Annotated in this window: 21 protein-coding genes; 8 read left to right on the top strand and 13 right to left on the bottom strand. The window is 35.2% G+C overall.

Annotated elements, in window-relative coordinates; translation table 11 throughout:
* The first annotated feature begins 1 nt into the window (after position 1).
* The 5 genes from ACFFU9_RS05395 (at position 2) to ACFFU9_RS05375 (ending at position 10,276) form a co-directional block, all read left to right on the top strand.
* Complete coding sequence (locus tag ACFFU9_RS05395) at positions 2–3,115, top strand: SusC/RagA family TonB-linked outer membrane protein (protein WP_379860372.1); 3,114 nt, start codon at positions 2–4, stop codon at positions 3,113–3,115.
* 41 nt (positions 3,116–3,156) lie between these two features.
* Entirely contained in the window at positions 3,157–4,818 is a 1,662-nt protein-coding gene (locus tag ACFFU9_RS05390; protein ID WP_379860371.1) for a RagB/SusD family nutrient uptake outer membrane protein, read from the top strand.
* 335 nt (positions 4,819–5,153) lie between these two features.
* On the top strand, positions 5,154–6,395 hold the full coding sequence (locus tag ACFFU9_RS05385) for a glycoside hydrolase family 88 protein (protein WP_379860370.1): 1,242 nt from the start codon (positions 5,154–5,156) through the stop codon (positions 6,393–6,395).
* Between the two features lie 117 nt (positions 6,396–6,512).
* A complete protein-coding gene (locus ACFFU9_RS05380; RefSeq protein ID WP_379860369.1) occupies positions 6,513–7,379 on the top strand; it encodes a hypothetical protein in 867 nt (288 codons plus the stop codon).
* 179 nt (positions 7,380–7,558) lie between these two features.
* On the top strand, positions 7,559–10,276 hold the full coding sequence (locus tag ACFFU9_RS05375; RefSeq protein WP_379860368.1) for an outer membrane beta-barrel protein: 2,718 nt from the start codon (positions 7,559–7,561) through the stop codon (positions 10,274–10,276).
* A gap of 61 nt (positions 10,277–10,337) precedes the next feature.
* On the opposite strand, the gene ACFFU9_RS05370 is transcribed toward ACFFU9_RS05375, so the two are convergent.
* The 4 genes from ACFFU9_RS05370 to ACFFU9_RS05355 all read right to left on the bottom strand — a co-directional run bounded on the left by ACFFU9_RS05370 (position 10,338) and on the right by ACFFU9_RS05355 (position 13,850).
* Complete coding sequence (locus ACFFU9_RS05370) at positions 10,338–11,162, bottom strand: thymidylate synthase (protein WP_379860367.1); 825 nt, start codon at positions 11,160–11,162, stop codon at positions 10,338–10,340.
* 154 nt (positions 11,163–11,316) lie between these two features.
* The gene (locus ACFFU9_RS05365) at positions 11,317–11,937 is read right to left on the bottom strand and encodes a bifunctional nuclease domain-containing protein (RefSeq protein ID WP_379860366.1); all 621 of its coding nucleotides are present in this window, start codon (positions 11,935–11,937) and stop codon (positions 11,317–11,319) included.
* Between the two features lie 120 nt (positions 11,938–12,057).
* Positions 12,058–13,017 (bottom strand): electron transfer flavoprotein subunit alpha/FixB family protein, encoded by a 960-nt coding sequence (locus ACFFU9_RS05360; RefSeq protein ID WP_379860365.1) that lies wholly within the window; start codon positions 13,015–13,017, stop codon positions 12,058–12,060.
* A gap of 86 nt (positions 13,018–13,103) precedes the next feature.
* Positions 13,104–13,850, bottom strand: a complete 747-nt coding sequence (locus ACFFU9_RS05355; RefSeq protein WP_379860364.1) for an electron transfer flavoprotein subunit beta/FixA family protein — start codon at positions 13,848–13,850, stop codon at positions 13,104–13,106.
* A gap of 223 nt (positions 13,851–14,073) precedes the next feature.
* On the opposite strand from ACFFU9_RS05355, the gene ACFFU9_RS05350 reads away from it, so the two are divergent.
* Both ACFFU9_RS05350 and ACFFU9_RS05345 read left to right on the top strand, forming a co-directional pair.
* Positions 14,074–15,051, top strand: coding sequence for a pyruvate dehydrogenase complex E1 component subunit beta (locus ACFFU9_RS05350; RefSeq protein WP_379860363.1), 978 nt, complete (start codon positions 14,074–14,076; stop codon positions 15,049–15,051).
* A gap of 63 nt (positions 15,052–15,114) precedes the next feature.
* Positions 15,115–17,619, top strand: coding sequence for a DUF5686 and carboxypeptidase-like regulatory domain-containing protein (locus tag ACFFU9_RS05345; protein ID WP_379860362.1), 2,505 nt, complete (start codon positions 15,115–15,117; stop codon positions 17,617–17,619).
* A 116-nt stretch (positions 17,620–17,735) separates the two neighbouring features.
* Here the strand turns inward: ACFFU9_RS05345 and ACFFU9_RS05340 are convergent, their stop codons facing one another.
* From ACFFU9_RS05340 to ACFFU9_RS05325, 4 genes are all read right to left on the bottom strand, one after another.
* Positions 17,736–18,749, bottom strand: a complete 1,014-nt coding sequence (locus ACFFU9_RS05340) for a TQO small subunit DoxD (protein ID WP_379860361.1) — start codon at positions 18,747–18,749, stop codon at positions 17,736–17,738.
* 10 nt (positions 18,750–18,759) lie between these two features.
* The gene (locus ACFFU9_RS05335; RefSeq protein WP_379860360.1) at positions 18,760–19,185 is read right to left on the bottom strand and encodes a DsrE family protein; all 426 of its coding nucleotides are present in this window, start codon (positions 19,183–19,185) and stop codon (positions 18,760–18,762) included.
* A 1-nt stretch (position 19,186) separates the two neighbouring features.
* Positions 19,187–19,591, bottom strand: a complete 405-nt coding sequence (locus ACFFU9_RS05330; RefSeq protein WP_379860359.1) for a DoxX family protein — start codon at positions 19,589–19,591, stop codon at positions 19,187–19,189.
* A gap of 77 nt (positions 19,592–19,668) precedes the next feature.
* Positions 19,669–20,043 carry a hypothetical protein gene (locus ACFFU9_RS05325; RefSeq protein WP_379860358.1) on the bottom strand — a complete coding sequence of 125 codons (375 nt, stop codon included), beginning with the start codon at positions 20,041–20,043 and terminating at the stop codon, positions 19,669–19,671.
* Between the two features lie 349 nt (positions 20,044–20,392).
* Between ACFFU9_RS05325 and ACFFU9_RS05320 the strand changes: the two genes are divergently transcribed.
* Complete coding sequence (locus ACFFU9_RS05320; protein ID WP_379860357.1) at positions 20,393–20,938, top strand: inorganic diphosphatase; 546 nt, start codon at positions 20,393–20,395, stop codon at positions 20,936–20,938.
* Between the two features lie 189 nt (positions 20,939–21,127).
* Here ACFFU9_RS05320 and ACFFU9_RS05315 read toward each other — a convergent pair whose 3' ends face one another.
* Genes ACFFU9_RS05315 through ACFFU9_RS05295 form a run of 5 tightly spaced genes read right to left on the bottom strand, consistent with a single transcriptional unit; the run spans position 21,128 to position 24,307 of the window.
* Positions 21,128–21,946, bottom strand: coding sequence for a TPM domain-containing protein (locus ACFFU9_RS05315; protein ID WP_379860356.1), 819 nt, complete (start codon positions 21,944–21,946; stop codon positions 21,128–21,130).
* Between the two features lie 9 nt (positions 21,947–21,955).
* Complete coding sequence (locus ACFFU9_RS05310; protein ID WP_379860355.1) at positions 21,956–22,396, bottom strand: TPM domain-containing protein; 441 nt, start codon at positions 22,394–22,396, stop codon at positions 21,956–21,958.
* Between the two features lie 13 nt (positions 22,397–22,409).
* The gene (locus ACFFU9_RS05305) at positions 22,410–22,994 is read right to left on the bottom strand and encodes a LemA family protein (RefSeq protein WP_379860354.1); all 585 of its coding nucleotides are present in this window, start codon (positions 22,992–22,994) and stop codon (positions 22,410–22,412) included.
* A 12-nt stretch (positions 22,995–23,006) separates the two neighbouring features.
* Positions 23,007–23,336, bottom strand: a complete 330-nt coding sequence (locus ACFFU9_RS05300) for a MerR family transcriptional regulator (protein WP_379860353.1) — start codon at positions 23,334–23,336, stop codon at positions 23,007–23,009.
* Positions 23,336–24,307 carry a M23 family metallopeptidase gene (locus tag ACFFU9_RS05295; RefSeq protein ID WP_379860352.1) on the bottom strand — a complete coding sequence of 324 codons (972 nt, stop codon included), beginning with the start codon at positions 24,305–24,307 and terminating at the stop codon, positions 23,336–23,338. Before ACFFU9_RS05295 ends, ACFFU9_RS05300 begins: the two co-directional genes overlap by 1 nt.
* Positions 24,308–24,500 lie beyond the last annotated feature (193 nt).

The following is a 24,500-nucleotide window of genomic DNA, read 5'->3' as shown; positions in this document are numbered from 1 at the left end:
TATGATGAAATTAAAAAACACGTATATCCTTTTTTGTATTTTATTTTTGGGGATTACTTTTGCACTACAAGCACAGGTTAAATCTAAGAATACTGTAACAGGATCGGTGATAGATGCGGCCAATAAGAAAGAATTGGCGGGAATAAATGTTAGGATAGGTTCTTTTTCATCTGTACTAACAGATGAAAACGGTAAGTTTTCTATAGAAATTCCAGATGGAAGAGCAACCCTTACAATTAGCAGTCCTAATTACCGAACAAAAGAGGTAGCGTTAAAAGGACGCAAGAATGTGGAAATAGCTATTTATAATAACGACTTCAATTCTTATTATAAAACAGTTCATATGCCTTTAGGACAAGAATCAAACACATCGGTTGTGGGTGCCATAGATACTAAAAAAGTAGATATATCTACACCAAAAGAGTCTGTTGCCAATATATTAAATGGCGAAATAAGTGGTACTAGAGCCATAATGCGCTCAGGTGTTCCTGGAATTGGTGCCAATATTTTTATTAGAGGGTATAATACCTTAAACGGATCGACCCAGCCCTTAATTATTGTGGATGGAATGATGCTTGAAACCAATACATTTACTAATAATACATTAATAAACGGCTATAGTTACGATCCGCTATCGGATATGAATCCAAAGGATATTGCTAATATAACCGTAATAAAAGATGCGGCATCTATATATGGTTCAAGAGGGGCTAACGGCGTTATACTTATTGAAACGAATAAAACTAGCGATGTATCAACTAAAATAGATTTTTATGTTCAAGGTGGTTTAAATTTTGCACCAAAAAACCTGCCTATGATGAACAATAATCAATATCGTTCTTATTTATCCAATCAATTGAATAACTCGGGCCTTTATACAAGTAACCAGATAAGTAACTTGCCTTTCTTTAATGAAAATACTGCTTTTCAAGATTATCAAAAGTATCATAACGCTACAGATTGGCAAAAAGAAGTTTTTAGTAACGACTTTGTAAACGAATATTACTTACGGGTTACTGGAGGAGATGAGGTGGCAAAATATGGCTTATCTATTGGTTACTCATCCAATCAAGGTGTGTTGTCTAATGCCGATTTTAATAGGTTTACAACACGTTTTAATGCAGAAACGAGCATTACAGAAAGGTTGTCTTTAAAAACAAATCTAAGTGTAAGTTATACAACGCGTAACTTATTTGATGATGGTTTATTAAGTACGTCGCCTATTTTTTCAGCACTTAATAAGGCGCCTTTTTTATCGCCGTTTATACCAAACGCAGATGGGGTTGTAACAGAATCTTATGAGGATATAGACAATATAGGTGGGTTTAGTAACCCTAGAGCTATTATAGATAATGCAACCTTTCAAGCGAAGGATTATAACTTATATGGCCATTTAGATTTTGGATACAAAATATCAGAAAAAGTAAATGTTCATTCCTTAGTAGGGGTTAATTACATAAAAAACAGACAAAATGTGTTTTTACCAGATTTAGGACTTTCTACAGAATATAATGATTTTGGTGATGCACTGTATAGAACATCAAAAGTAAATGCCGAAAGTTTGTTTGCATTTTATAATGATACGAGACTTAACTATAAACACAATGTAAATGATATTCATGATTTTTCGGTAAACTTAGGATTTCGGTTTAATACAAATCAATACGAAAACTCATACTCTATAAGCGGTAACTCTGGAGATGACCAGTTTACATCCTTGGATGGTGGCGATAAATTAACGAATGTAACATCAGGTAGTATAGGGAATTGGAAGTATGGTTCTATTTACGGTAATGCAAACTATGCGTTCTTAAATAAATACTTTGTAAGTTATAATATTTCTGCCGATGCTTCATCTCGTTTTGGAGATGATAAGCCTATTGGCATCTTTCCTGCTGTTAGTGCAGGTTGGCTAATTTCTTCAGAAACCTTTATGAACGATTATGCTGCTATAGATAAACTTAAATTGCGCGCCAGTTATGGCTTAACGGGTAATGATGGTATTGGCAATTATAATGCGGAATCTTACTTTGTTTCTAGAAGATTTTTAGAGGGTGCGGGTCTTGTAAACGGCAATATTGCTAACAGTTCTATTAGATGGGAAGAAACCACTAAGGCTAACTTAGGTTTGGATCTAGGTTTGTTTAATGAGCGCTTATCGTTTAATTTCGATTACTTTAATAACGTAACAGATGGATTGCTTAATACTACGCAATTAGATCCCGTTTATGGTAAAGGGAACTATATGTCAAATGATGGAAAACTAAAAAATACTGGGCTAGAATTTAGCATGAATGCCCGTGTATTTAATACGCCTAGCTTTAGTTGGGATATTGGTGGTAATATATCTAAGTATAAAAATGAAATCACATCCCTTCCTGGGGCGAGACAGATTATTGATGTTGCAGGCATAAATGCAACTATTTTAAATGAAGAAGGAAGCGCATTAGGCTTGTTTTATGGTTACCAAACAGATGGTATTTATAACAATGCAACCGAGGCATCTACTGATGGTTTGGTATGGAGAGATCTTAAAGGTTTTGAACAGCCTTTTGTTGCTGGTGATGTTCGATTCGTAAACACGAATGGCTCTGATAATGTCATCAACGAAGATGATAGAGTGGTAATTGGTGATCCTAACCCAGATTTTACGGGAATGGTCTATAATACATTTACTTATAAGAAAATCACCTTATCGGCAGTGTTTTCATTTAGTCAAGGGAACGACATTTACAATGCTTTAAGATGGAAAACAGAATCTATGGATGGGTTTTCTAACCAAAGTTTAGCCACTGTAAACCGCTGGACGGTAGATAACCAAAATACAAGTATACCACGTGCGGTATATGGAGACGCTGTTGGCAACTCAAGATTTTCAGATAGATGGATAGAGGACGGTTCTTATATTCGTCTTAAAACATTATCGCTATCATATAGTCCAGATGCTTTTAACGCAACGTTTTATGTTACAGCAAATAACATATTTACAATAACAGACTATTTAGGTTACGATCCAGAAGTAAGTGCCTCTCAAACAAGTTATTTACAGGGCATAGATGCTGGGTTTACGCCTCAATACAGCTCTGTATTAGTAGGGGTTAGGTTAGGACTGTAATTTTATGGAATACGAAGATTGAAATCATTAAAAAAAAACACATGAAACAGTATACAAATATTTTTTTAAGCCTACTGGTTACTTTAGCTTTATTTACGTCTTGTGAAAGTCTGTTAGACGTTGAACCCGAAGAAGTATTGTTAGAAGAAGATTATTTAGGCGATGATAAGTTAGATGCGAGATCCGCACTATTTGGAGTGCTATCACAAATGCAAGATATCGTTGGGCAATATGTAGCGCTTGGCGAAATGAGGGCCGATTTAGTAGATGTTACTCCCGATACGGAAGATGATCTTAGGCAAATCAATGCCCATAATATAACCGCAGACAATAGTTATGTAGATCCATCCATATTGTTTTCTATCATTAACAATTGCAATTTTGCTTTAAAGGGGATGGATATAGAAGCTTATGATGGGGTTTTAGAAGACGATTATGCTTCTATTATGCGTATTAGAACCTGGGCACAAATGCAAATTCTAATTCATTACGGTAAGCTGCCCTATATTACAAAACCTATTGCAACTACAGATCATTTAAAAGAAGAATATCCCTTGCTTACATTTAGTGAGGGAATCGATCAATTGATCCTAAATTTAGAATCTGTTACAGGTATTGAAAATGTTACAAAATATGAAAGTTCATTGGGCTATAATATATTTAATATGATACCCGATAACGATGTGCTTTTAGGCGATTTATATTTATGGAAAAAAAATTATGTATCAGCAGCTATACATTATAAAGCCTTTTTAGATAAAAATGTAGACGGTGGTGCTTCTCTTTATAATTTAGCAGCTTACACAGTAAATACAACGCTTAGTGGTGGAAAGTACAGTACTACAACTAGTTGGCCTTCTATTTTTAGTTTGGAGCTTCCCGCTTCACAAGAAATCATCAATTACGTCGCTTTTAGCGATCAGTATAGACAACCAAATGGTGGTTTTGACATCATTACAAAACAAATGAAACCTTCTGCATTAATATTACAAAATTGGCTTTCTCAGAAGAAAAGTTTTGAAGGGGTGCCTTATGATTCAGAATTACCTCAATTCCCAGGAGATAATAGGCTTTTAGGCTCTGTTACGGGCACTGTAGGCGTCATAAATTTTTCTTGGACAGAGGAAACAGCTAGAATTTACAAGTATAATTATGAGTATTTTACCTGGAACAGAGCAGCAAGAATTTATCTTCGTTTTGCAGAGGCTATTAATTTCGCGGGCTACCCACAGCAAGCTTTAGCAATTGTAAATGGAATTTTTAATACTACAGAGCCAGCAAACGCTGCGCCCTTATTTACTAATGTTGAACCTTATTTAAACTTTCCAATAGGGGAGTATTATACCGCTAATTCTAGTGGGGTACCTACCGCTGGAAACCAAGGCATTAGAGGGCGAGTGGATATGGCAGCTGTAAGCGTGGATCCTAATTTAAGTGAAATGGATGCCATTGAAGCCGTTGGACAACTTATTCTTAATGAAGCTGCTTTAGAATTAGCCTTTGAAGGTACGCGATGGGAAGATTTACTTCGTTTTTCAATGCGTAATAATAACCCAAGCATATTAGCAGACGCTGTGGCTAGTAAATTTGGAACGGTTGGCGATGTGGCTACAGCAAATCAAGTGCAACAAAAATTAATGAATCCAGATAATTGGTTTTTGCCATTAACCATTCCTGAGAATTTTGTTCCAAAAAACAATTAATTAATACAAGAATTTTGTTTTTACAGCAGACAGGAATTAGTCAATTCTAAATATTTATATAAGGGGGTAATATGTGCTCGAATTAGCAGTGTTTTTTTGGAAACCATAGAAAACAAAGGAGTACACTGCTAAATACACCGAAAAGAGTGATGTTTTATAGTCTTTGGATGATAATTTATTATTGATATAGGGCATTCTAATTAAAATTGCCTTTCAGAAATATACGTTTTTTGAATGTTTTAATTTATAGGTTTTTTTAGGCCCTAAAAAGTAGAAAACGCATTAAATATGTTTCTGTAGATTATTAAAACATGATTTTTTTTAAACCTAATGATATGAATAGAATAAAGCCCTTTTTAGTTTTAGCTGCATTTTTAGTGTTGGCTTGTAACTCGACAAAAAAAGAAACATCCTCAGAGAAGGAGGTTTCAGGATTTAATCCTCAAACAGTTTTAGACTTAAATGTTTCAAAAACTAAAGAAACCGTCAAAACACTGTCTAGTGTAGATAGTTTTCCGAGAAATATTGATAACGATAAAACCAATTGGAATTTTGTTGATGTAGAAGATTGGTGTAGTGGTTTTTGGCCAGGTGTGCTGTGGTATGCTTACGAGGCTTCTGGCGATGAATACTTAAAAGAACAAGCTGAAAGTTTTACCAATCCGCTTAAAAAAATAGCATATGCTCCTGCTGATAATCATGATATTGGGTTTATGGTGTATTGCAGCTATGGTAATGGTTATAGATTAACTGGAAACGAAGCGTATAAAGATATCTTGCTTTCTGCAGCCGATACTTTAGCGACGTTATATAATCCTAAAGTAGGAACGATTTTGTCTTGGCCCAGCCAAATGCATAATTATAAATACAATACTATTATCGACAACATGATGAATTTAGAGTTGTTGTTTTGGGCAGCTAAAAATGGAGGAGATAAGAGCTTGTATGATATAGCAAAAAGCCACGCAGAGAAAACGATGGAACATATTGTACGTGAGGATAATTCTATATATCATGTAGGGTCTTTTGATGAGGGTACAGGTGAGTTTTTAAGAGGTTATACGCATCAAGGCTATGCAGACGAATCTATGTGGGCTAGAGGCCAAGGATGGGGCATTTATGGCTTTGCTATGGCGTACAGAGAAACTGGAGAGCAAGCCTTTTTAGATACGGCCATTAGGGTTTCAGACCACTATATGGATCGCTTGCCAGAAGATGGTATTCCATACTGGGATTTTGATGATCCTAAAATACCAAACGCACCTAGAGATGCGTCTGCAGCAGCAGTTGCGGCATGCGGTTTGTTAGAGCTTTCAGAATTGGTGAAAGATGAAGCTTTACAGCAAAAGTATTTTAATGCTGCTGAAAGCTATTTAGAAGAGTTGTCTACCAATAATTATTTAAGTGGCGATGTAAATCAAGCTTTGCTATTGCATTCTACAGGACATTATCCTAAAAACTCAGAAATCGATGTTCCTATAATTTATGCAGATTATTATTATATGGAAGCATTACTACGTTTAAAAAAGTTGAATAACTCTAAACAAAAGGATGCTGTTGCAGTAAATAAAAACTAATTATTGGTGTGCCGATATTGTTTTTTTATTTAATACCGATTATAGATTCGTTCTGTAATCGGTATTTTTTTTTGAAATCAAAAAACAAGGAATTGTATAATCTATAAAATTTTAAATATGATAAAGCTTAGGATGTTGATTATTAGTGTTTTTTCGATTTTAAGTTCGAATGTTTTTTCACAGACCATCCCTTATTCAATAGGTCGCATTGTAGTGAGTTCAGATGGAAACGAACACGATCATGATGATTGGGCAGCAACACCATTTACCTTAGCATTGTTAGCAGCCAGAGGACTTCAAGACAAACTGACTGTTTACACGTTTAGTGATCATATTTGGGGGAGCAATTATGCTAAGAAAAATGCATTAAAAGAAATGCAGATCAGTGCATTGGAAGGACAGAAGATTTTTAATTTTAAGAATAGTAATTTTATAGAAGCTGTAGCAGATTCTACCAAAGCCATAACAGCTATTGTTAAAGAAATTAATAAATCTAAAGCTAGTAATCCATTAACGATTGTGGCTGCAGGGCCTATGCATGTTGTAGGTAGTGCCATTGCAAACGCTAAAAAAACGAAATTAAAATATGTTAGGTTAATTTCGCATTCCAATTGGAACGATAGGCATGCCGACAAACCATACGAATGGGAGCAACACTCAGGTTGGACTTGGAATGATATTAAAGAAGAATTTGAAGAAGCAGGACTTATTCTTGATAGAATAGTGGATCAAAATGGAGGGAAAGATTATGAAGGCATGAAAGCACCAATGGCGATGTTCGATTGGATTAAAACATCGCCCATTCGCCTTGCTTCAGAAACAGTCGCAAACCAATTAGATTGGTTGTATAAAAGACAGCTGACCTGTGTGAAAAAGGGGGATTTCGACCCCTCAGATGCTGGTATGATCATATATCTTCTTACAGGGAAACAAAAAACAAGTCCAGAAGATGCTAGAAAAATTATAGAAACCCCAGTAGATTAAAACGCATTATAAGTCATAAATAGATTTTAAAAATCGATAAGGGATTGCTTTTTATTGCCAGATAGGCAACAAGCGGTTTTTATTTTAAAATTATTTTAACAACAACTCGATTTTAGCGGGGTATTTTTGTTTTAATGTTGAAAATCAGTTTAGTAATGAGGTTTTTTTTGTTTTGTACAATGTTATTTTTCATCACATGGGGTTATGGGCAATCTAAAGCTTTTGAAATTTCAGGAACATTGATTTCTGAAGAAGATAGCATACCTTTAGAAGCTGCAACGGTCTATTTAGAGCGTATTAAAGATAGTACTCTCGTAACCTATACGATTGCAGATAAAAATGGCTTTTTTTTATTAGAAAACAAGTCACACGATAAACAGTTAAAACTTTCTATTTCTTATGTAGGGTATCAAACGTATTCTAAAATTATAGCCCTCGATAAATCTAAAATTAATTTAAATACCATTAACATGCAGGTTGATGGTCATGCTTTAAATGAAGTGGTCATACGGTCTACAGCTCCAATTACCATTAAAAAAGATACTTTAGAGTTTAATGTAAGTTCTTTCAAAACAAAAAAAGATGCTAATGTGGAAGATTTGTTAAAAGAACTTCCTGGCGTTGAAATTGATGAAGAAGGCAATATCAAAGTAAATGGAAAGGATGTAGATAAGATATTCGTAAACGGCAAACCTTTTTTTGGCGATGACCCTACAATAACTACCCGAAATTTAACCAAAGACATTATACAGAAAATACAGATTTTGGACACTAAATCTAAAGATCAAGCATTTACTGGCGAAACTGTGGATGGGGAGAGTAAAACCGTGAATTTAGTTATTAAAGAAGAACATAATAAAGGTGTTTTTGGACGTGTGGCCGCTGGAGCAGGTACCGATAATCGATATGAGTTTGCGGGCATGTTCAATAAATTTAACAATAACCAGCGTATAAGTGTTTTGGCAGGGGGCAACAATGTTAATTCCCCCGGTTTTAGTTTTGGGGAAATTCGTAAAATGTTTGGAGGCAGTATAGACAGTAGGTCCTTTGGGGGTGGACAAGGCATTACAGAATCTAAAAATATCGGAGCAAATTATGCCGATGAATTTGGAAAAGGAAAAGAGTTTTCTGCAAATTACTTTTACTCTGGAAGTAACTCTGAAAATCAATCCACAAGAAAAAGGGAAAATATTTTACCAGACTCACGTTATTTTACAGATTTAAAATCCAATTCATATAGTGATAACGAAAATCATAGTATGAATTTAGAATATGATATAAAAGTAGATCCTACCTTGTTGATTCATATCAAGCCTTCAGCTAAATATTCTAAAAATCAGACCGTTTTTTCGCAACATGAGAACTCTAAAAATGAAATGGATGTGGTAACTAATGAGTCTACATCAAATTCTAATGTGGAAACCATAGCCAAATCTATTGATAATGATATAAATGTGACCAAACGCTTTGGGTCTAGAGGTGCTTTCTTGAAGTTTAGAATAAGAAACAGTTTTAACACTAGGGAAAGACATGATTTTTTAAACTCTGAAACCCATGTTTATGGAGATAATCCAGAGACTATTTCTAGAAATCAACAAACGGAAGAGCAAAAAGAGGTTAGTAATTTCAATTCTAACCTGGTTTACAGGTTGCCATTGGTAGGTAATGTTTTTTTTGTGGATTTAAAATACGACTATAATCGAAATAAACAGGAGGATATAAAAAGTACTTTTGATAAAGACAGTATTGCTCATTCTTACACGCTTTTTAATACAGACTTAAGCACGGCTTTTGAATATGTAAACGAAACGTCTAAACCTTCGGTGAAGCTAGAATTTAGAAATGAAAAACTATCAACAAGTGTAGAAGCGAAATATGTATCCAGAACTTTAGAAAGTAAAGACAACCTGAGACCTATGTTTAACTTAAGCCGTGACTTTAATGCCATGGAGCTGCGGTATAGGCTCCGATATAAGTTTAGTTCAAAAGAATCTTTTGGGCTTGGTTATTCATTAAATAGCGATGCGCCAGGACTAACGCAACTGCAGGCCTTTAAAAATGTGTCCAACCCCTTAAATACGGTTGTTGGAAACCCTAATTTGAATCCAGAAAAGAACCATCGGGTATATATGCGCTACAATGCCTATGATTTTCAAAAGGGATCTGGTTTTTATGGGTATTTAAATGCCTATTTTGAAGAGGATAAAGTGGTTTCAAAATCAACAATTAATAAAGCTCTTGTTAAACAAACAACGTATACAAACGTGAATGGTTCTTACCGCTATAATGGTTATATCGCGTATAGTAAAAAGGTGGCGGTAGATTCGTTAAGAACCATACAGTTTAATATTGGTATGGGACCAGGGCTTAATCGCACGGTAAATTTTAGCAATACGATTCAGTATGCCAGTAAAAACGTGTCTATTACCCCTTCGGCCAGTATGCGCTTTATTTGGAAAGATGTTATGGAATTTAATCCAAGATACAGATTGGCCTTTAATAAAACATCTTATGATATTGAACGTTTTGAGAATAAAAAATTCATCAACCATTCGCTAAATTTAAATACAGCTACTTTTTTACCAAAAGGATTTGAATGGCGAAATAATATCCAGTTTAACCATAATCCAAATATTGCTCCTGGTTTTCAGAAAAGTGCTTGGTTTTGGAATGCTACTTTGGCATATGCAGTACTTAAAGAGCAGGGGATGGTCAGTTTAAAAGCGTATGATTTGTTGAATCAGAGTACAAATGCTATTCGTGTGGCTACAGATAACTACATTCAAGACTCACAAAGTACTGTTTTGCAGCAATATTTTATGCTTAGTTTTAGTTGGAAATTCAATAGTCTGGGGAAAGCTGGTGAAACAAGAGGTGGTCGATCTTATGCCTTGTAAAAATAAAGGCTATCTTATAAAAAAAAACGCTTTCTAAATATAAAATTAGAAAGCGTTTTTTTTATATAGCAACAGCCCCTTTAATATGAGGGTGTGGGTCGTAATCTTTTAATGTAAAATCTTCAAATTTAAACTCGAAAATATCTTTTATTTCAGGATTTAAAATCATTTTTGGAAGCGGCTTCAATGTCCTAGATAGTTGGAGTTCCAATTGTTCGAAATGATTGCTATAGATATGGGCATCTCCAAACGTATGGATAAAATCTCCAGCTTCATAACCACAAACTTGAGCCATCATCATGGTAAATAAAGCATAAGATGCAATATTAAACGGCACTCCTAAAAAAATATCTGCGCTGCGTTGGTAAAGCTGACAGGATAATTTGCCATTGGCAACATAAAATTGAAAAAAGGCATGGCAAGGGGGCAAAGCGGCTTTTCCATTAGCAACATTTTCTGAAAAAGATTTTGAGCTGTCTGGCAATACTGAAGGGTTCCATGCAGAAACCATCATGCGCCTGCTATTTGGGTTGCTCTTTAGCGTATCGACAATGTCTTTTATTTGATCAATCTCATCATTGTTCCAGTTGCGCCATTGATGGCCGTAAACAGGCCCTAAGTCGCCTTTGTCATCGGCCCATTCATTCCATATGCGTACACCGTTTTCTGTAAGGTACTGTATGTTAGTATCGCCTTTTAGGAACCAAAGTAATTCATGAATGATAGACTTTAAATGAAGTTTCTTAGTGGTTACCATAGGGAAACCCTCGCTTAAATCGAAACGCATTTGATACCCAAAAACACTTTTGGTGCCCGTGCCTGTACGATCTCCTTTGTCGTTGCCGTTTTCTAAAACGTGCTGTACTAAGTCATGGTATTGTTGCATAGCTAAAGAGGTGTAAAAACTTTATTTTTTTGAATAAATAAAAATAGATTTAAAAATCACTATAAATATAGAAGAAGTCCGTCTTTCCAGTTTAAAATAAAAGTGTTTTAAAAAACACTAACGCCTGGTCTAAAGCGCTAATTGAAAATGGAGATTAGCGTTTAGAGATTTCGTCACGAATATTGGCAGCCTTTTCATAATCTTCATTGGCAACTGCTTCATTTAACATATTGTGAAGCTCTTCTGTACTTTTCGTTTTATAGCTTTCCGTAGTTGATGTTTTGGTAGGCTCCATTTCATCTGCTAAAAGATCATCTACCAGAATACTGTCTTGGGTAGACTCATCTTCTTTCTTTCGGTCTACTTTAAGATAGATCCCTGCCTTATCCAATATGTTTTTGTAGGTAAAAATCGGAGCTTGAAAACGAAGTGCTAAAGCAATGGCATCACTGGTGCGTGCATCGATAATTTCTTCAATTTTATCACGTTCACAAATTAAACTAGAATAGAAAACACCATCTACCAATTTATGGATGATGACCTGCTTGACTACAATATCAAACCGATCGGCAAAATTTTTAAACAAATCATGGGTTAGCGGTCGTGGCGGACTAATTTCTTTTTCAAGAGCAATAGCAATAGACTGTGCTTCAAAGGCCCCAATAACAATAGGGAGTTTACGTTCGCCATCCACTTCATTTAAAATGAGTGCATAGGCGCCATTTTGTGTTTGACTGTATGAAATTCCTTTAATATTTAATCTTACTAAGCTCATAAATTTAAAAACGCAAAGAACTGTTTAAATTTAGACTTTACCAACTGCTTCATGCAGTTTTAGGTATAAAAATAAATTTAAACAGTCCTTATTTGGTTATACAATTTATAAAAAAATAATTTATTGCTGGGCTTTAAAAGCTTTTAATTTTTCTATAAGTTTTGGAACAACTTCAAAAGCATCGCCTACAACGCCATAATCTGCAGCTTTAAAAAAAGGAGCTTCGGGGTCGTTGTTGATTACCAATTTTACTTTTGAAGCATTTATGCCTGCTAAATGCTGTATAGCACCAGAGATGCCAATAGCTATATATAGGTTTGAGGCAACAGGCTTTCCGGTTTGTCCAACATGTTCACCGTGTGGCCTCCAACCTAAATCTGATACGGGCTTAGAGCATGCTGTGGCTGCTCCTAAAACTTCGGCAAGTTCTTCAATCATGCCCCAGTTTTCTGGTCCTTTTAAACCGCGACCACCAGAAACCACTATTTCAGCATCGGCAATGGATACTTTATTGGTGGCTTTATCTACAGATGTTACGTTTATTCCAGAACTTGGTAATGATGGCTCAAAATCTTCAGATTCCGAACTAACATTGTTTTCTACCAAACCAAAGGAATTGTTGGAAACACCAATAATTTTAATATCTGTATCTATTTGGGTAATTTCAAAAGCTTTATTGGTAAAGGCAGAACGTTTTACCTTAAATGGTGCCGTGCTTATGGGGGCTTGAACTACATTAGAGGCATAGCCAGCCTGTAAACCAATAGCCAGTAGCGGTGCCAAGTATTTGCTGTTTATGCTAGAACTGAGAATAATAACTTTAGTGCTTTCTTTCTCTGCAGCCTGTTTAATAGCGGCGGCATACAATTTGGCATCAAAAGTTTTTAAATCGGGAAGGTTTATGTTTAAAACCTTATCCACACCGTAAGCGCCTAATTTTGATGTGTCGTCTGCATGGATGGTAACCGCAGTTACTGTTGTTCCTAGTGCATTTGCAACGGCTTTGGCATAGGAGGCCACTTCAAAAGCGATTTTTTTAAAGCTACCGTTTTCGGATTCTGTATATACTAAAACTGACATATTTTTTTAAATTTTAAGATTCAATCCCGAAAGTTAATGGCAACAAAGGCCAATAATTTAGGAATTTATAGCTGTATTTTTGGGCCTTAGATTACCTTTGCTTCGTTGTGAAGTAGGGTTATCAATTCATCTAAATTATCTGCGTCCACTAAGGTAACTGCGCCTTTAGGTGCAGGTTTTTCAAATGAAACCGATGTGCTTTGCGCACCGTCTGGTGTAGGTTCTAAAACCGTTAATGGCTTTTGGCGCGCCGTCATGATGCCGCGCATATTAGGGATTTTTAGGTCGCTTTCTTCTACCAAGCCTTTTTGTCCGCCAATAACTAAAGGAAGTGTTGTAGAAATGGTTTCTTTACCACCGTCAATTTCTCGTATGGCCACTACATTTTCACCATCTATTTCTAGACCAATGCAATTGTTTATAAAATTGGAGTCTATTAGTGCTGCTACCATACCAGGTACCGTGCCACCATTATAATCAATAGACTCACGGCCCGCTATAATGAGATTGTAATCGCCGTCTTGTATTACTTTAGCCAGTTGCTTAGCTACAAAAAAAGCATCCTTTGCTGCGCTATTCACGCGTATAGCACTGTCTGCGCCAATAGCTAAGGCTTTGCGCAAGGTGGGCTCTGTTTCTGGCCCTCCAACATTTACAACCGTAACATGGGCGCCTTGTTTTTCTTTAAACCACATCGCTCGGGTTAAACCGAATTCGTCGTAAGGGTTTATTACAAATTGTACACCGTTGGTATCAAATTTACTATCAGCTTCGGTGAAATTAATTTTTGAAGTTGTATCGGGAACGTGGCTTATGCACACTAATATTTTCATATTAAAACATTTTAATTCGTATATTTATAATTATAAAACACGGAAATAAACTACATATAGCGTTCTGAATGTCATCTATGTAGTAAATGCCGTAACTATAGGCTACGAAGTTAATTATTTTATTTTAATTATTTAATATGCATGCATAGTAAAATTACAGTAATCTTTTAAGAATACTAATGGTTTTATTGTTATTTTTGCAACTCGATTTAAAATATATTCAATGAAGACAATTCAATTTAGAGAGGCTATTTGCGAAGCCATGAGCGAAGAAATGCGCAGAGATGAAAGTGTTTATCTAATGGGTGAGGAAGTAGCAGAATATAATGGTGCTTACAAAGCATCAAAAGGGATGTTAGACGAATTTGGGCCAAAACGAGTGATCGATACGCCTATTGCAGAACTTGGTTTTGCAGGTATTGCCATTGGGTCTACCATGACGGGTAACAGGCCTATTGTAGAGTATATGACCTTTAACTTTTCTCTAGTTGGGATCGACCAGATTATTAATAATGCTGCTAAAATCCGTCAAATGTCTGGAGGACAATTCAAATGTCCCATTGTTTTTCGTGGCCCAACAGGTTCTGCTGGTCAATTAGGAGCAACACATTCACAGGCTTTTGAGAATTGGTTTGCAAACACGCCTGGTTTAAAGGTTGTGGTGCCCTCTAATCCTTATGACGCTAAAGGCCTTTTAAAAGCTGCTATACGAGATGACGATCCGGTTATTTTTATGGAAAGTGAGCAGATGTATGGTGATAAAGGAGAGGTGCCAGAAGGCGAATATATCATTCCTATTGGTGTAGCAGAAATTAAGCGTGAAGGAACGGATGTAACGATTGTCTCTTTTGGAAAAATCATCAAGGAAGCATACAAAGCAGCAGATGAATTGGAAAAAGAAGGTATTTCTTGTGAAATCATAGACTTACGTACTGTTAGACCTTTGGATAAAGAAGCTATTTTAAAATCTGTTAAAAAAACCAATAGATTGGTTATTTTAGAAGAAGCATGGCCGTTTGGAAACGTTTCTACAGAAATCACCTATATTGTTCAGTCTGAAGCTTTTGATTTCTTAGATGCTCCAGTGATAAAAATTAATACTGCCGATACTCCAGCACCATATTCACCGGTTTTACTTGCAGAATGGTTGCCAAATAAAGATGAGGTTATCAAAGCTGTAAAAAAAGTATTATATAAATAAACACAATATTTTCACGTTATATAAACTTCATTAGCAGGACTGTTGATGAAGTTTTTTTTTACTATGAAATTAAGGATCCTTATTGCGTTTTTTTTCTTTGGAGCATGGTCTCTCATATCACAAACAAAAGTTAGTGGTTATGTTTTCGATGAGTTTGATGAGCCCGTCGCTTATGCAAATGTTATATTTAAAGGCTCTACCGAAGGCACGATAACGAATGAACAAGGTAAGTTTTATCTAGAATCTAAATCTACATGGCCGGTTATGACGGTTTCATTTATAGGGTATGAAACCTTGCAGATAGCTTTGGATAAAAAAGTAAATTACGATTTAAAGTTTAATCTTAAAGAAGAAACGGCGCAGTTAAATCAAGTGCTGATTGTTTCTGGAAAACAGCCTAAAAAAAACAATCCAGCCATAGATATCCTTAGGAAAATTTGGGAGCATAAACGGCAAAATGGCCTTAAGCAATTTGATCAATATCACTACGATAAATATGAGAAAGTTGAGTTTGATCTTAATACGATAGACAGCGCGCTTATTACTAGTAAGTTGTTTAAAGGGATGGAGTTTGTTTTTAATGAAGTCGATACGTCTCGAATTACCGGTAAAACCTATTTGCCTATTTTTATTAATGAAGCAGTGTCTAAAGTATATGGCGATACGAAGCTAAAAAAGGAAAAAGAAGTTTTAGAAGGCAATAAAAACTCAGGTTTTAGTGAAAATCAAATTATTATCGATTTTATTGGTGACTTGTATTCCGATTTTAATGTGTATGATAATTATTTGAAGTTTTTCGATAAAAGTTTTGTGAGCCCTTTATCTAAAACAGGTATCAACACGTATAATTACGTATTATCCGATAGTTCGTTTATCGAAAATAAATGGTGCTATAATATTATTTATTATCCAAGACGGAAAAACGAGCTAACCTTTAAAGGAAATTTCTGGGTAGCCGATACCACATTTGCAATAAAGAAAATAAACTTGCAAGCTTCAAAAAGTGCCAATATCAACTGGGTAAAAGAAATTTATATTGAACAAGATTTTGAAGTGTTAAATGATTCTCTGTTTCTTGTGAAACGCGATTATATGATGTCTGATTTTGCTTTTGCTAAAAAAGAAAAATCACGAGGCGTATATGGTAAGCGAACTACTTTGTACAAAAATTATAAATTTAATGTTCCAAAGGATAAAAAGTTTTATGACCAAGAGGTTTATAATTACAATAAAGACTTATACAATAGGGATGATGCGTTTTGGAAAGAAAACCGCCTAGAAGATTTAAATAAAGATGAAAAAGGCGTTTATAAAATGCTGGATACACTAAAAACAGTTAAGAAATTTAAGCGGCTTTATAATTTAGGAAGTATTTTGGGTTCTGGCTATATAGAATTCAATACCCTTCCTTTAGATTATGGTCCTATTTTCTCCACTTTTGGGTTTAATGAGGTAGAGGGTATAAGGCTGCGTGCTGGTGGTCGTACTTATTTTGGTACGAATGATCTTTGGAGACTGGAAGGGTTTACAGCATATGGTCTTAAAGATGATAAATTTAAATACGGCATTTCTGGTAAATGGTTACTTGATAAAAAAAGCAGATTTATTATATCCGGAGGCAATAGGCGTGATATAGAGCAAATTGGAGCCAGTTTAACTACTTCTACAGATGTGCTGGGAAGGAGTTTAGCATCTTCATCTATTGTGGGTACTGGTACAAATGATAAATTGACCAATGTTAATTTAACCACCTTAACATTAGAAGTGGAGCCTTTGCGTAATCTTATTTTTAGAGTAGGGGGCAATTATAGAACCTTATCTTCCGCTTCGCCTACGTTTAGTTTAGATTATAACACGCCTGATGGTGTGGAAAGCGAAATTAAGCAGTATGAAAGTACTTTGTCGGTGTCTTATTTTCCTAAACGTAAAATGACAGGTTATGGCGTGGAACGGAGTGAGGCAAACGATGGGTTTCCTCGTATTCTAGCCCAAGTAAGTCGTGGTGATAAAAGTGTTTTTGAAAGTGATTTTGATTATACAAAAGTACAGTTTTCATATTTACAGCCTTGGCAGATTGGTGGTTTAGGTAGATTATACACCACTATTGAGGCTGGAAAAACTTTTGGAGAAGTGCCTCTTGGTTTGTTAAGTGCTATTCCAGGGAATCAATCGTACTTTTCAATATATAATACTTTTTCTCAATTAGATTATTACGAATTTGTATCGGATACCTATGCGTCCTTTCATTTTGAACATAACTTTAATGGTCGTTTCTTTTCTAGAATTCCACTCTTGCGTAAACTAAACCTTCGCGAAATTATTAGCTTACGTGGGGTTTGGGGTGAAATTTCAAAAGAAAACATAGCATTAAATACAACTAGCAATCCTAATAATATTGTATTAGTAGCACCAAACGACGAGCCCTACTGGGAATATGGCTTTGGCGTGGGTAATATTTTTAAGATATTTAGGATTGACTTTAACTTTAGAGGAAACTATAAAGACGCTGTAAACTATCCAGATGCCCGTAAATTTGGGGTTACAGGTACTTTTGGGTTTAATTTTTAAAAGTGCTCTTTCTGAAAATAAGCATATTTTATATAAAAAACAATCTCCTAAAAAAGAAGACTTGATCCCTTTTTTAGGAGATTGTTAGATATTAGATATAGGTGTTTTTGACGTTATTATTTCGTTATGGTATGCTCCCAGCTTGCACCACTAATATCTGTAATTTTTAATCTGTAGCTTCCTTTTGGGAAAGAGCCAAAAGCAATATCATCTAAACTTATTTTTGCTTTTGAGCCTAAAGGAATAACTAAACTGTGTTTTCCTGGCTTTACTTTTGCAATATAATAATTGTCTATTTGATTTGAATTTAGACTTGCCAGATCATCATGCTCAAGATTAAATAGCACCCTACCTTGTTGGTCTTTTACTTCAATGCCTATAATCCAAGCCCCGTAAACATCAACACCTTCAGTTCTATAAACATCAAAAGATAGTTGGTTATTGTTAAATGTACCTGCTGTTATTTCCAATTTAGGCTTAACAGATTTATTGTGTAATGTGCCAAATAAACCACCATGAAACACTTGATTTGTGTATAAGGTAAGTCCGAAAATTAAAATAGCACCCACCAATACAAACTTAGGGAATACAGTGTCTTTAATCGGTAGATTACCAGAAGCCAACCAAGGGAACCATTTCTTTTTTGTTATTGAAATGTTATTTTTAATAAGGTAATTGTCAAGAGAATACTTGCCACTGCCTGTTAAAAACAACATAAACCCTGTTGCAATGCCTAAGACGCCAATTTGCCATTCATCTAAACATGTGGTGCCAATCCAACCAGAACCTAACAGGATTCCCATGGCTAAGCCAAACACACCAATGCTCATTAAACGGGTAAATATACCTAGAATCATCAATAAGCCTACAATACCTTCTATTATGGTAAAAGTGACCATGGCGTGCAAAAGTGCATCGGGGTTTTCAACTAAATATTGAATTATAGGTTTTATTCCTAAGGCATTAGGTAAGAAGTGATTAAATTTTTCACCAATATACCCTGCTACTTCGGGGTCTAATTTATCGGCCAATATTGTTCTTCTGTAGAATGCAGAAAAGTATGTCCAGCCAATAACAAGTCTTACTACAAGAGCTAAAAGCCCTGAATCATTTTTTATGTTTATTTTCATGTTTATATCTTTAAAGTGTTATGGATTTGAAGCCTTTCTTCTGAAGTTGAAAATGATATAAAATACCATTTTCAACCACTTTAATAGGATGGGGTAATTCCTGAGCGTTGATGTTGAATTTTTTAAGTGAAAAACCACAAGCAAATAATTTAACATCTTGTTGATTGGCCATAGTTATTAGGGGCTTCATCTTTACCGTATTTATTAAGTCTTCTACAGTTTTCCCACAAACCACGATATGGAATTCACCATGTTTTTCTCCATCCTCTAGCGCTAGTGCTTTTGCGGCAAGTATTATGGGGTTTAATTGTTCTGTTTTTTTAGTAAGAACTATATAGTGCTGCTTTTTTTTGTTAAAATCGCTTTGGGCATGTGTTTCTTTAACGCCAAAAATAGACGTTAAAAAAACAAAAATATACAGACGTGTTTTTTTCATTTTAAAAAGGTTTTAATGATTTGTTAATGGCGAAAAAGAGAAGTCCGCCAAAAATGGAAATGTTTTTAAATAAGGGCCCTATACTAGACATTTGTCCCACTTGAATGGTTAATGTAATAGGGATCAATATGGCAATAAGCATTAGGGCTGCATATTTGGCCTTATAGCCTACAAGTAAGGCTAGGCCACCGATAAGCATAACAATACCACTAACAATTACAGATACTTTAGGAGGACCTAAAAGATGACCTATAAATGCCATGCTCGAATTTTTAATTCTGGATACGGCTGCGGTTGTGTTTATAAGATGGCTTAAGCTTGCTACAATAAATATAAGGCTAAGCATTACCCGAAGTATAACTATGGATGTATAGCTTACCTCAAGTGTTTTACGTTGAGTTTTCATTGGTTTATCTATTTGTAATAATAATATCTTATGGCAACGAGGACATAAGGTGGTTGTCTTTCAATATTGAAAGGGTCTTACAGATAAACTTTAAGATTTTTAAATAAAATATACAAGGGAACTACAGGAAGGGTTGTATGCCATTTTGTAAGAGAGGTAAGCGCTTGCTTTTTTGGGAAAAACTTGGCCAGCGTAAATAAGGAGGTTGTTAAACCAGAACTAAGGGTAACTTTCGTTTTGGTTTTGGAGAGTGTATTGGAGCTTTGTAAACGGTCAATAATGGCACAAGAAGAAGTCTGTACTGTGGTTTGGCTTTTATTTAAAACGCTTGTTTGCTCAAGTCCGAAAGCAGACTGCATAGCGTTTCTAACTTGGCATGGAGAAAAAACCAATAGCATGATTAGTCCTAATACGGACCATAATAAAAACCTTCTATTTGTGTTTGTTTTCACAATGCGAATATATAGCATAAGCACATATCTTTTTTTTGCGTTTATGTTAATGTTTGTTATATCTTTCTTAATAAAAGCAAAGAGCATGTTTAATTTGATGCAAAGAATATATACATATGCTCTATTATCAGTTTTTTTATCTTAAATATAAAAATGATGTCATGTAATTGTTGAAACAATTTTAAACTCTTGAAATATTCATATAAAAACAAATAAGTTTTATTGTTCAACGGGTTACGGTTAAGTATATTTGCAGGCTTAAAAGTTCAAAACTTTATAATAAAGCAGATAGGTTTTCGTGAAACAACCCATTAGCATTTTATAGCGAAGACCGTAAAACCAAGAAATTATGAGTGATAAAGGAAGTGATAAAAAGAAGGAAATAGTAACATTTGATGTTTTAATTGAAATTCCTAAAGGAAGTAGAAATAAATATGAATATGATTTTGTGTTGAATAAAATACGCTTTGATCGTATGTTATTTTCTTCCATGATGTATCCAGGTGATTATGGATTTATTCCGGAAACATTAGCTTTAGATCAAGACCCTTTAGATGTCTTGGTTTTAGGGCATCAACCTACTTATCCTATGGTGGTTATGGAAGTTAGGCCTATTGGTGTTTTTTATATGACCGATGAGAAAGGGCCTGATGAAAAGATTATTTGTGTTCCCGTTTCGGATCCTATATGGAGTAATAAAGATGATATTTCAGATTTAAATCCGCATAGGTTAAAGGAAATAGAGCACTTTTTTAAGGTTTATAAAGACTTAGAAAAGAAAAAAGTCGATACAGGTGGTTGGGGCGATGCTAAAGCTGCAATTGAAATCTATAAAGAGTGTGTTAAGCGCTACGACGACAGCGATCACAAGAAAAACCGCACCTTTACAATATAATTATTAAGGCTGATAAAAAAACGAGAAAGACTGTCTAAAAAGGCAGTCTTTCTTATATAAGTTTTACAATCCATATTTAACTATTTCTTAGTCTTAACAGCCTTGTTGGCTGTTTTAAAAGTACGGCGTTTAAATCAGATAGCGGTATTTTGCTTTTGATGTGGAACAGCCCTAATCATGCAAACCATGCTACCAGCCTCCAGAAGCTCCGCCACCACCAAAACCACCACCACCAAAACCGCCGCCAAAGCCCCCGCCACCAAAACCTCCAGAAGAACCTCCTCCTGAACTGCTGCGTCCCATACTGCTTAAAATAATGGCGTCTAAAATACTGAAGCCTCCAGAAGATTTACCGCCATTGGATCCATTGCCTCCACGCCTGTTTTTAGAAATAGATGATAAAATGACAATAAATATAAAAACGAGAATAAACACTATTTCCATAGGGAACCCAGAATCTGATACTTTTCTCGACCCTTTATATTCGCCGTTTAAGACTTCAAATACGGCATCTACTCCACGGTTTAATCCGCCGGGATAATTATTTTGCTTAAAATAGGGAATAATATCTCTTTCAATAATTCGTTTGGATAAGGCATCGGTTAATAGGTGTTCAATACCATAACCAGTGTTTATCGCTATTTTTCTATCATCTTTGGCCAGTAAAATTAAAATGCCATTATCTTCTTTTGCTTGACCAATACCCCAAGCTTGCCCCCATTGTGCCCCTAGGTAATTAATGTTCTCACCTTTTGTAGACCCTATAATGGCCACTACAATTTGAGTGGATGTGGTATCGGAGTACTGAATGAGTTTTTGTTCTAAATTTGTTTTTTCTGAAGGGGACAATAAATTAATATAATCGTAAACACTGGTTTGGGATTTTGGTTTTTTCGGAATATCAAATTGCGCATAGCAAGTCCCAAAAGCCAATAGGGTTATAATAAAAGCAAGTGTTATACGTCTTGTATTGGTAAAAAGCTGATAACTAGTTTTAAGAAGATACATGTTGCGAGATTATCCTTTAGAGATGTTATTAGAGAGTTCGTTGATATCTAAATCGGTATAAGGAAAGTGTTTTTTAAGTTGCTCTCCAGCATTTAAAATACCATCTACCAGGCCTTCTTTAAATTTCCCTGTTTTAAAATGGGCTTCAATTTTGTTTTTAGTACTGTTCCAAAAGTCTTTTTCAACCAAATCGTTAATGCCTTTGTCGCCATAAATGGCAAATGCTTTATCTTCAACCGCCACATAAATAAGAACGCCGTTCTGAAGCTTGGTGTTGTCCATTTTTAAAGCATGAAAGACCTCTAAAGCACGACGGTCTAGGTCGCCTTTAGAGGTTTTTTCTATATGCACACGTATTTCGCCAGAGGTGTTTAATTCTGCTATTCTAATAGCTTCTACAATATCTTGTTCATCACTTGGTGTTAAAAATTTCTCAACGGAATTGGGCATGTTTGATAGGTTTTTAGAATTCGAAATCTACATCTGGAGCATTTTCACTTCCAGCATCTGCTTTGTAATACCCCATTTCATTAAAGCCTAGCACGCCAGCAATTAATTTGTTTGGCAAGGTTCTAACATGTTTGTTATAAGGGGCTACAGCTTCATTAAACCGGTCGCGAGCCACATTAATTCTGTTTTCGGTGCCTTCCAATTGACTTTGTAGTTCTAGAAAGTTTTGGCTAGCCTTAAGGTCGGGGTAACGTTCTACGGTTACTAATAAGCTTTTTAAGGCACCTGATAGCCCACCTTGGGCTTCGTTAAACTTGGCCAATTGCTCAGGGGTAATGTTTGTAGGGTCTACGGTTACAGAAGTTGCTTTAGCACGTGCGTTTATAACAGCTTCTAAAGTGCTTTTTTCAAAATCTGCTGCGCCTTGTACTGTTTTAACTAAGTTCCCAATAAGGTCATTACGCCTTTGGTAACTGCTTTCTACATTTGCCCACGATTTGGTGGCATCTTCTTGAAGTCCTACGGCTGTGTTGTTAACACTCATGCCCCAAAAGGCTATAATAACAATTAATACTACAGGTATAATCCATTTTTTCATAATCGTAAAGGTTTAAAGTTGGTCTTTTATTTTAATTAATTGGTTTTTAATATCTTCTAATTTATTAATAATGTCAAAGTTAGCAAGTCTTTCTTTTTTTCCATCTTTTAAATATGTTTTTGCACCGTCCAATGTAAAACCACGTTCTTTTACTAGGTGGTAGATGAGTTTTAAATTAGTTATATCTTCTGGAGTGAATTTCCTGTTTCCTTTTGCATTCTTTTTAGGTCTAATAACATCAAACTCTTTTTCCCAAAAGCGAATCAAAGAGGCGTTAACACCAAATGCTTTGGCTACTTCTCCAATACCATAATATCTTTTTTCAGGAAGGTCTATATGCATTAATCGAGAGATTGGTTTTCTAAAGACGCATGTTCTAAAAGTTTATTAAACTCTTCAGCCGTTAAACTACCGTAATAGAAGTTTATAGGGTTAATACGGTCGCCATCTTTAAAGATTTCATAATGGCAATGAGGAGCTTGAGATCGTCCTGTGCTGCCCACAAAGCCAATAAGGTCGCCCCTACTTACTTTTTGGTTTTTCTTGACATTATATTTGAACAAATGGGCATACAGGCTCTCGTAACCATAACCGTGATCAATTCTAATGTGGTTGCCGTACCCTGTGGCATTATTGTCTGCTCTTACCACTACACCGTCACCCGTAGCATAGATGGGGGTGCCTCTTGGTGCAGAAAAATCCATGCCCCAGTGCATTTTTCTTACTTTTGTAAAAGGGTCAGACCGCATCCCGAAACCAGAAGCCATACGTTTTAAATCTTCATTCCTAACCGGCTGGATTGCTGGAATAGCAGCCAGAAGTTTTTCTTTTTCTTCTGCAAGTTTTGCAATTTCGTCTAACGATTTAGATTGTACAACTATTTGTTTTTGAAGAATATCTAAACGTTTATTACTTTCAATAATTAGTTTCGAGTTATCAAAACCTTCCAAGTCTTTATAGCGATTAACACCACCAAATCCGGCCCTGCGCTGTTCTTCAGGAATAGGATTTGCTTCAAAGTAAACGCGGTATATATTATTGTCTCGGTCTGCTATATTCTCTAAAACCAATTCGGCATGCGCCATTTTTTTATTAAATAACTCATATTGCAATTGCATGTTCTGTAGCTCTCTTTTTAGGGCTTTTTCTTTAGGGGACTCTACATACTGTCCTGCTATAAAAACCGTAATAAATCCAAAAAGGGCAGCGGCCAAAAAAAACACAAAGGCATATTTAAACGTTGTTCTTTTTTTGCGTTCTATTTTTCTATAAGAAAGCGATTCAGAATCGTAATAATATTTTACCTTATTCATTACTTAAATTATACTATTTTTGCATTCAATTTAGGACGATAATCGTCAGTTTTTATAAGTAAACGAGCAAACCTACAAAATATTATTCACTGTAAATTTAGTAAAACTAAGTGATAAAAGTTTAAAATAGGTAGCATTGCCCTTAAAATTATGATAAATTTAAGTCGTGTTTGTAAAAATTAAAGTGTTAGAC

Origin of the sequence: Mariniflexile ostreae (genome assembly GCF_042427585.1) — a bacterium.
GTDB classification, from domain to species: domain Bacteria; phylum Bacteroidota; class Bacteroidia; order Flavobacteriales; family Flavobacteriaceae; genus Pseudalgibacter; species Pseudalgibacter ostreae.
The sequence above is the reverse complement of the archived record's forward strand: the minus strand, read 5'-3'. Positions and strand labels throughout refer to the sequence as shown.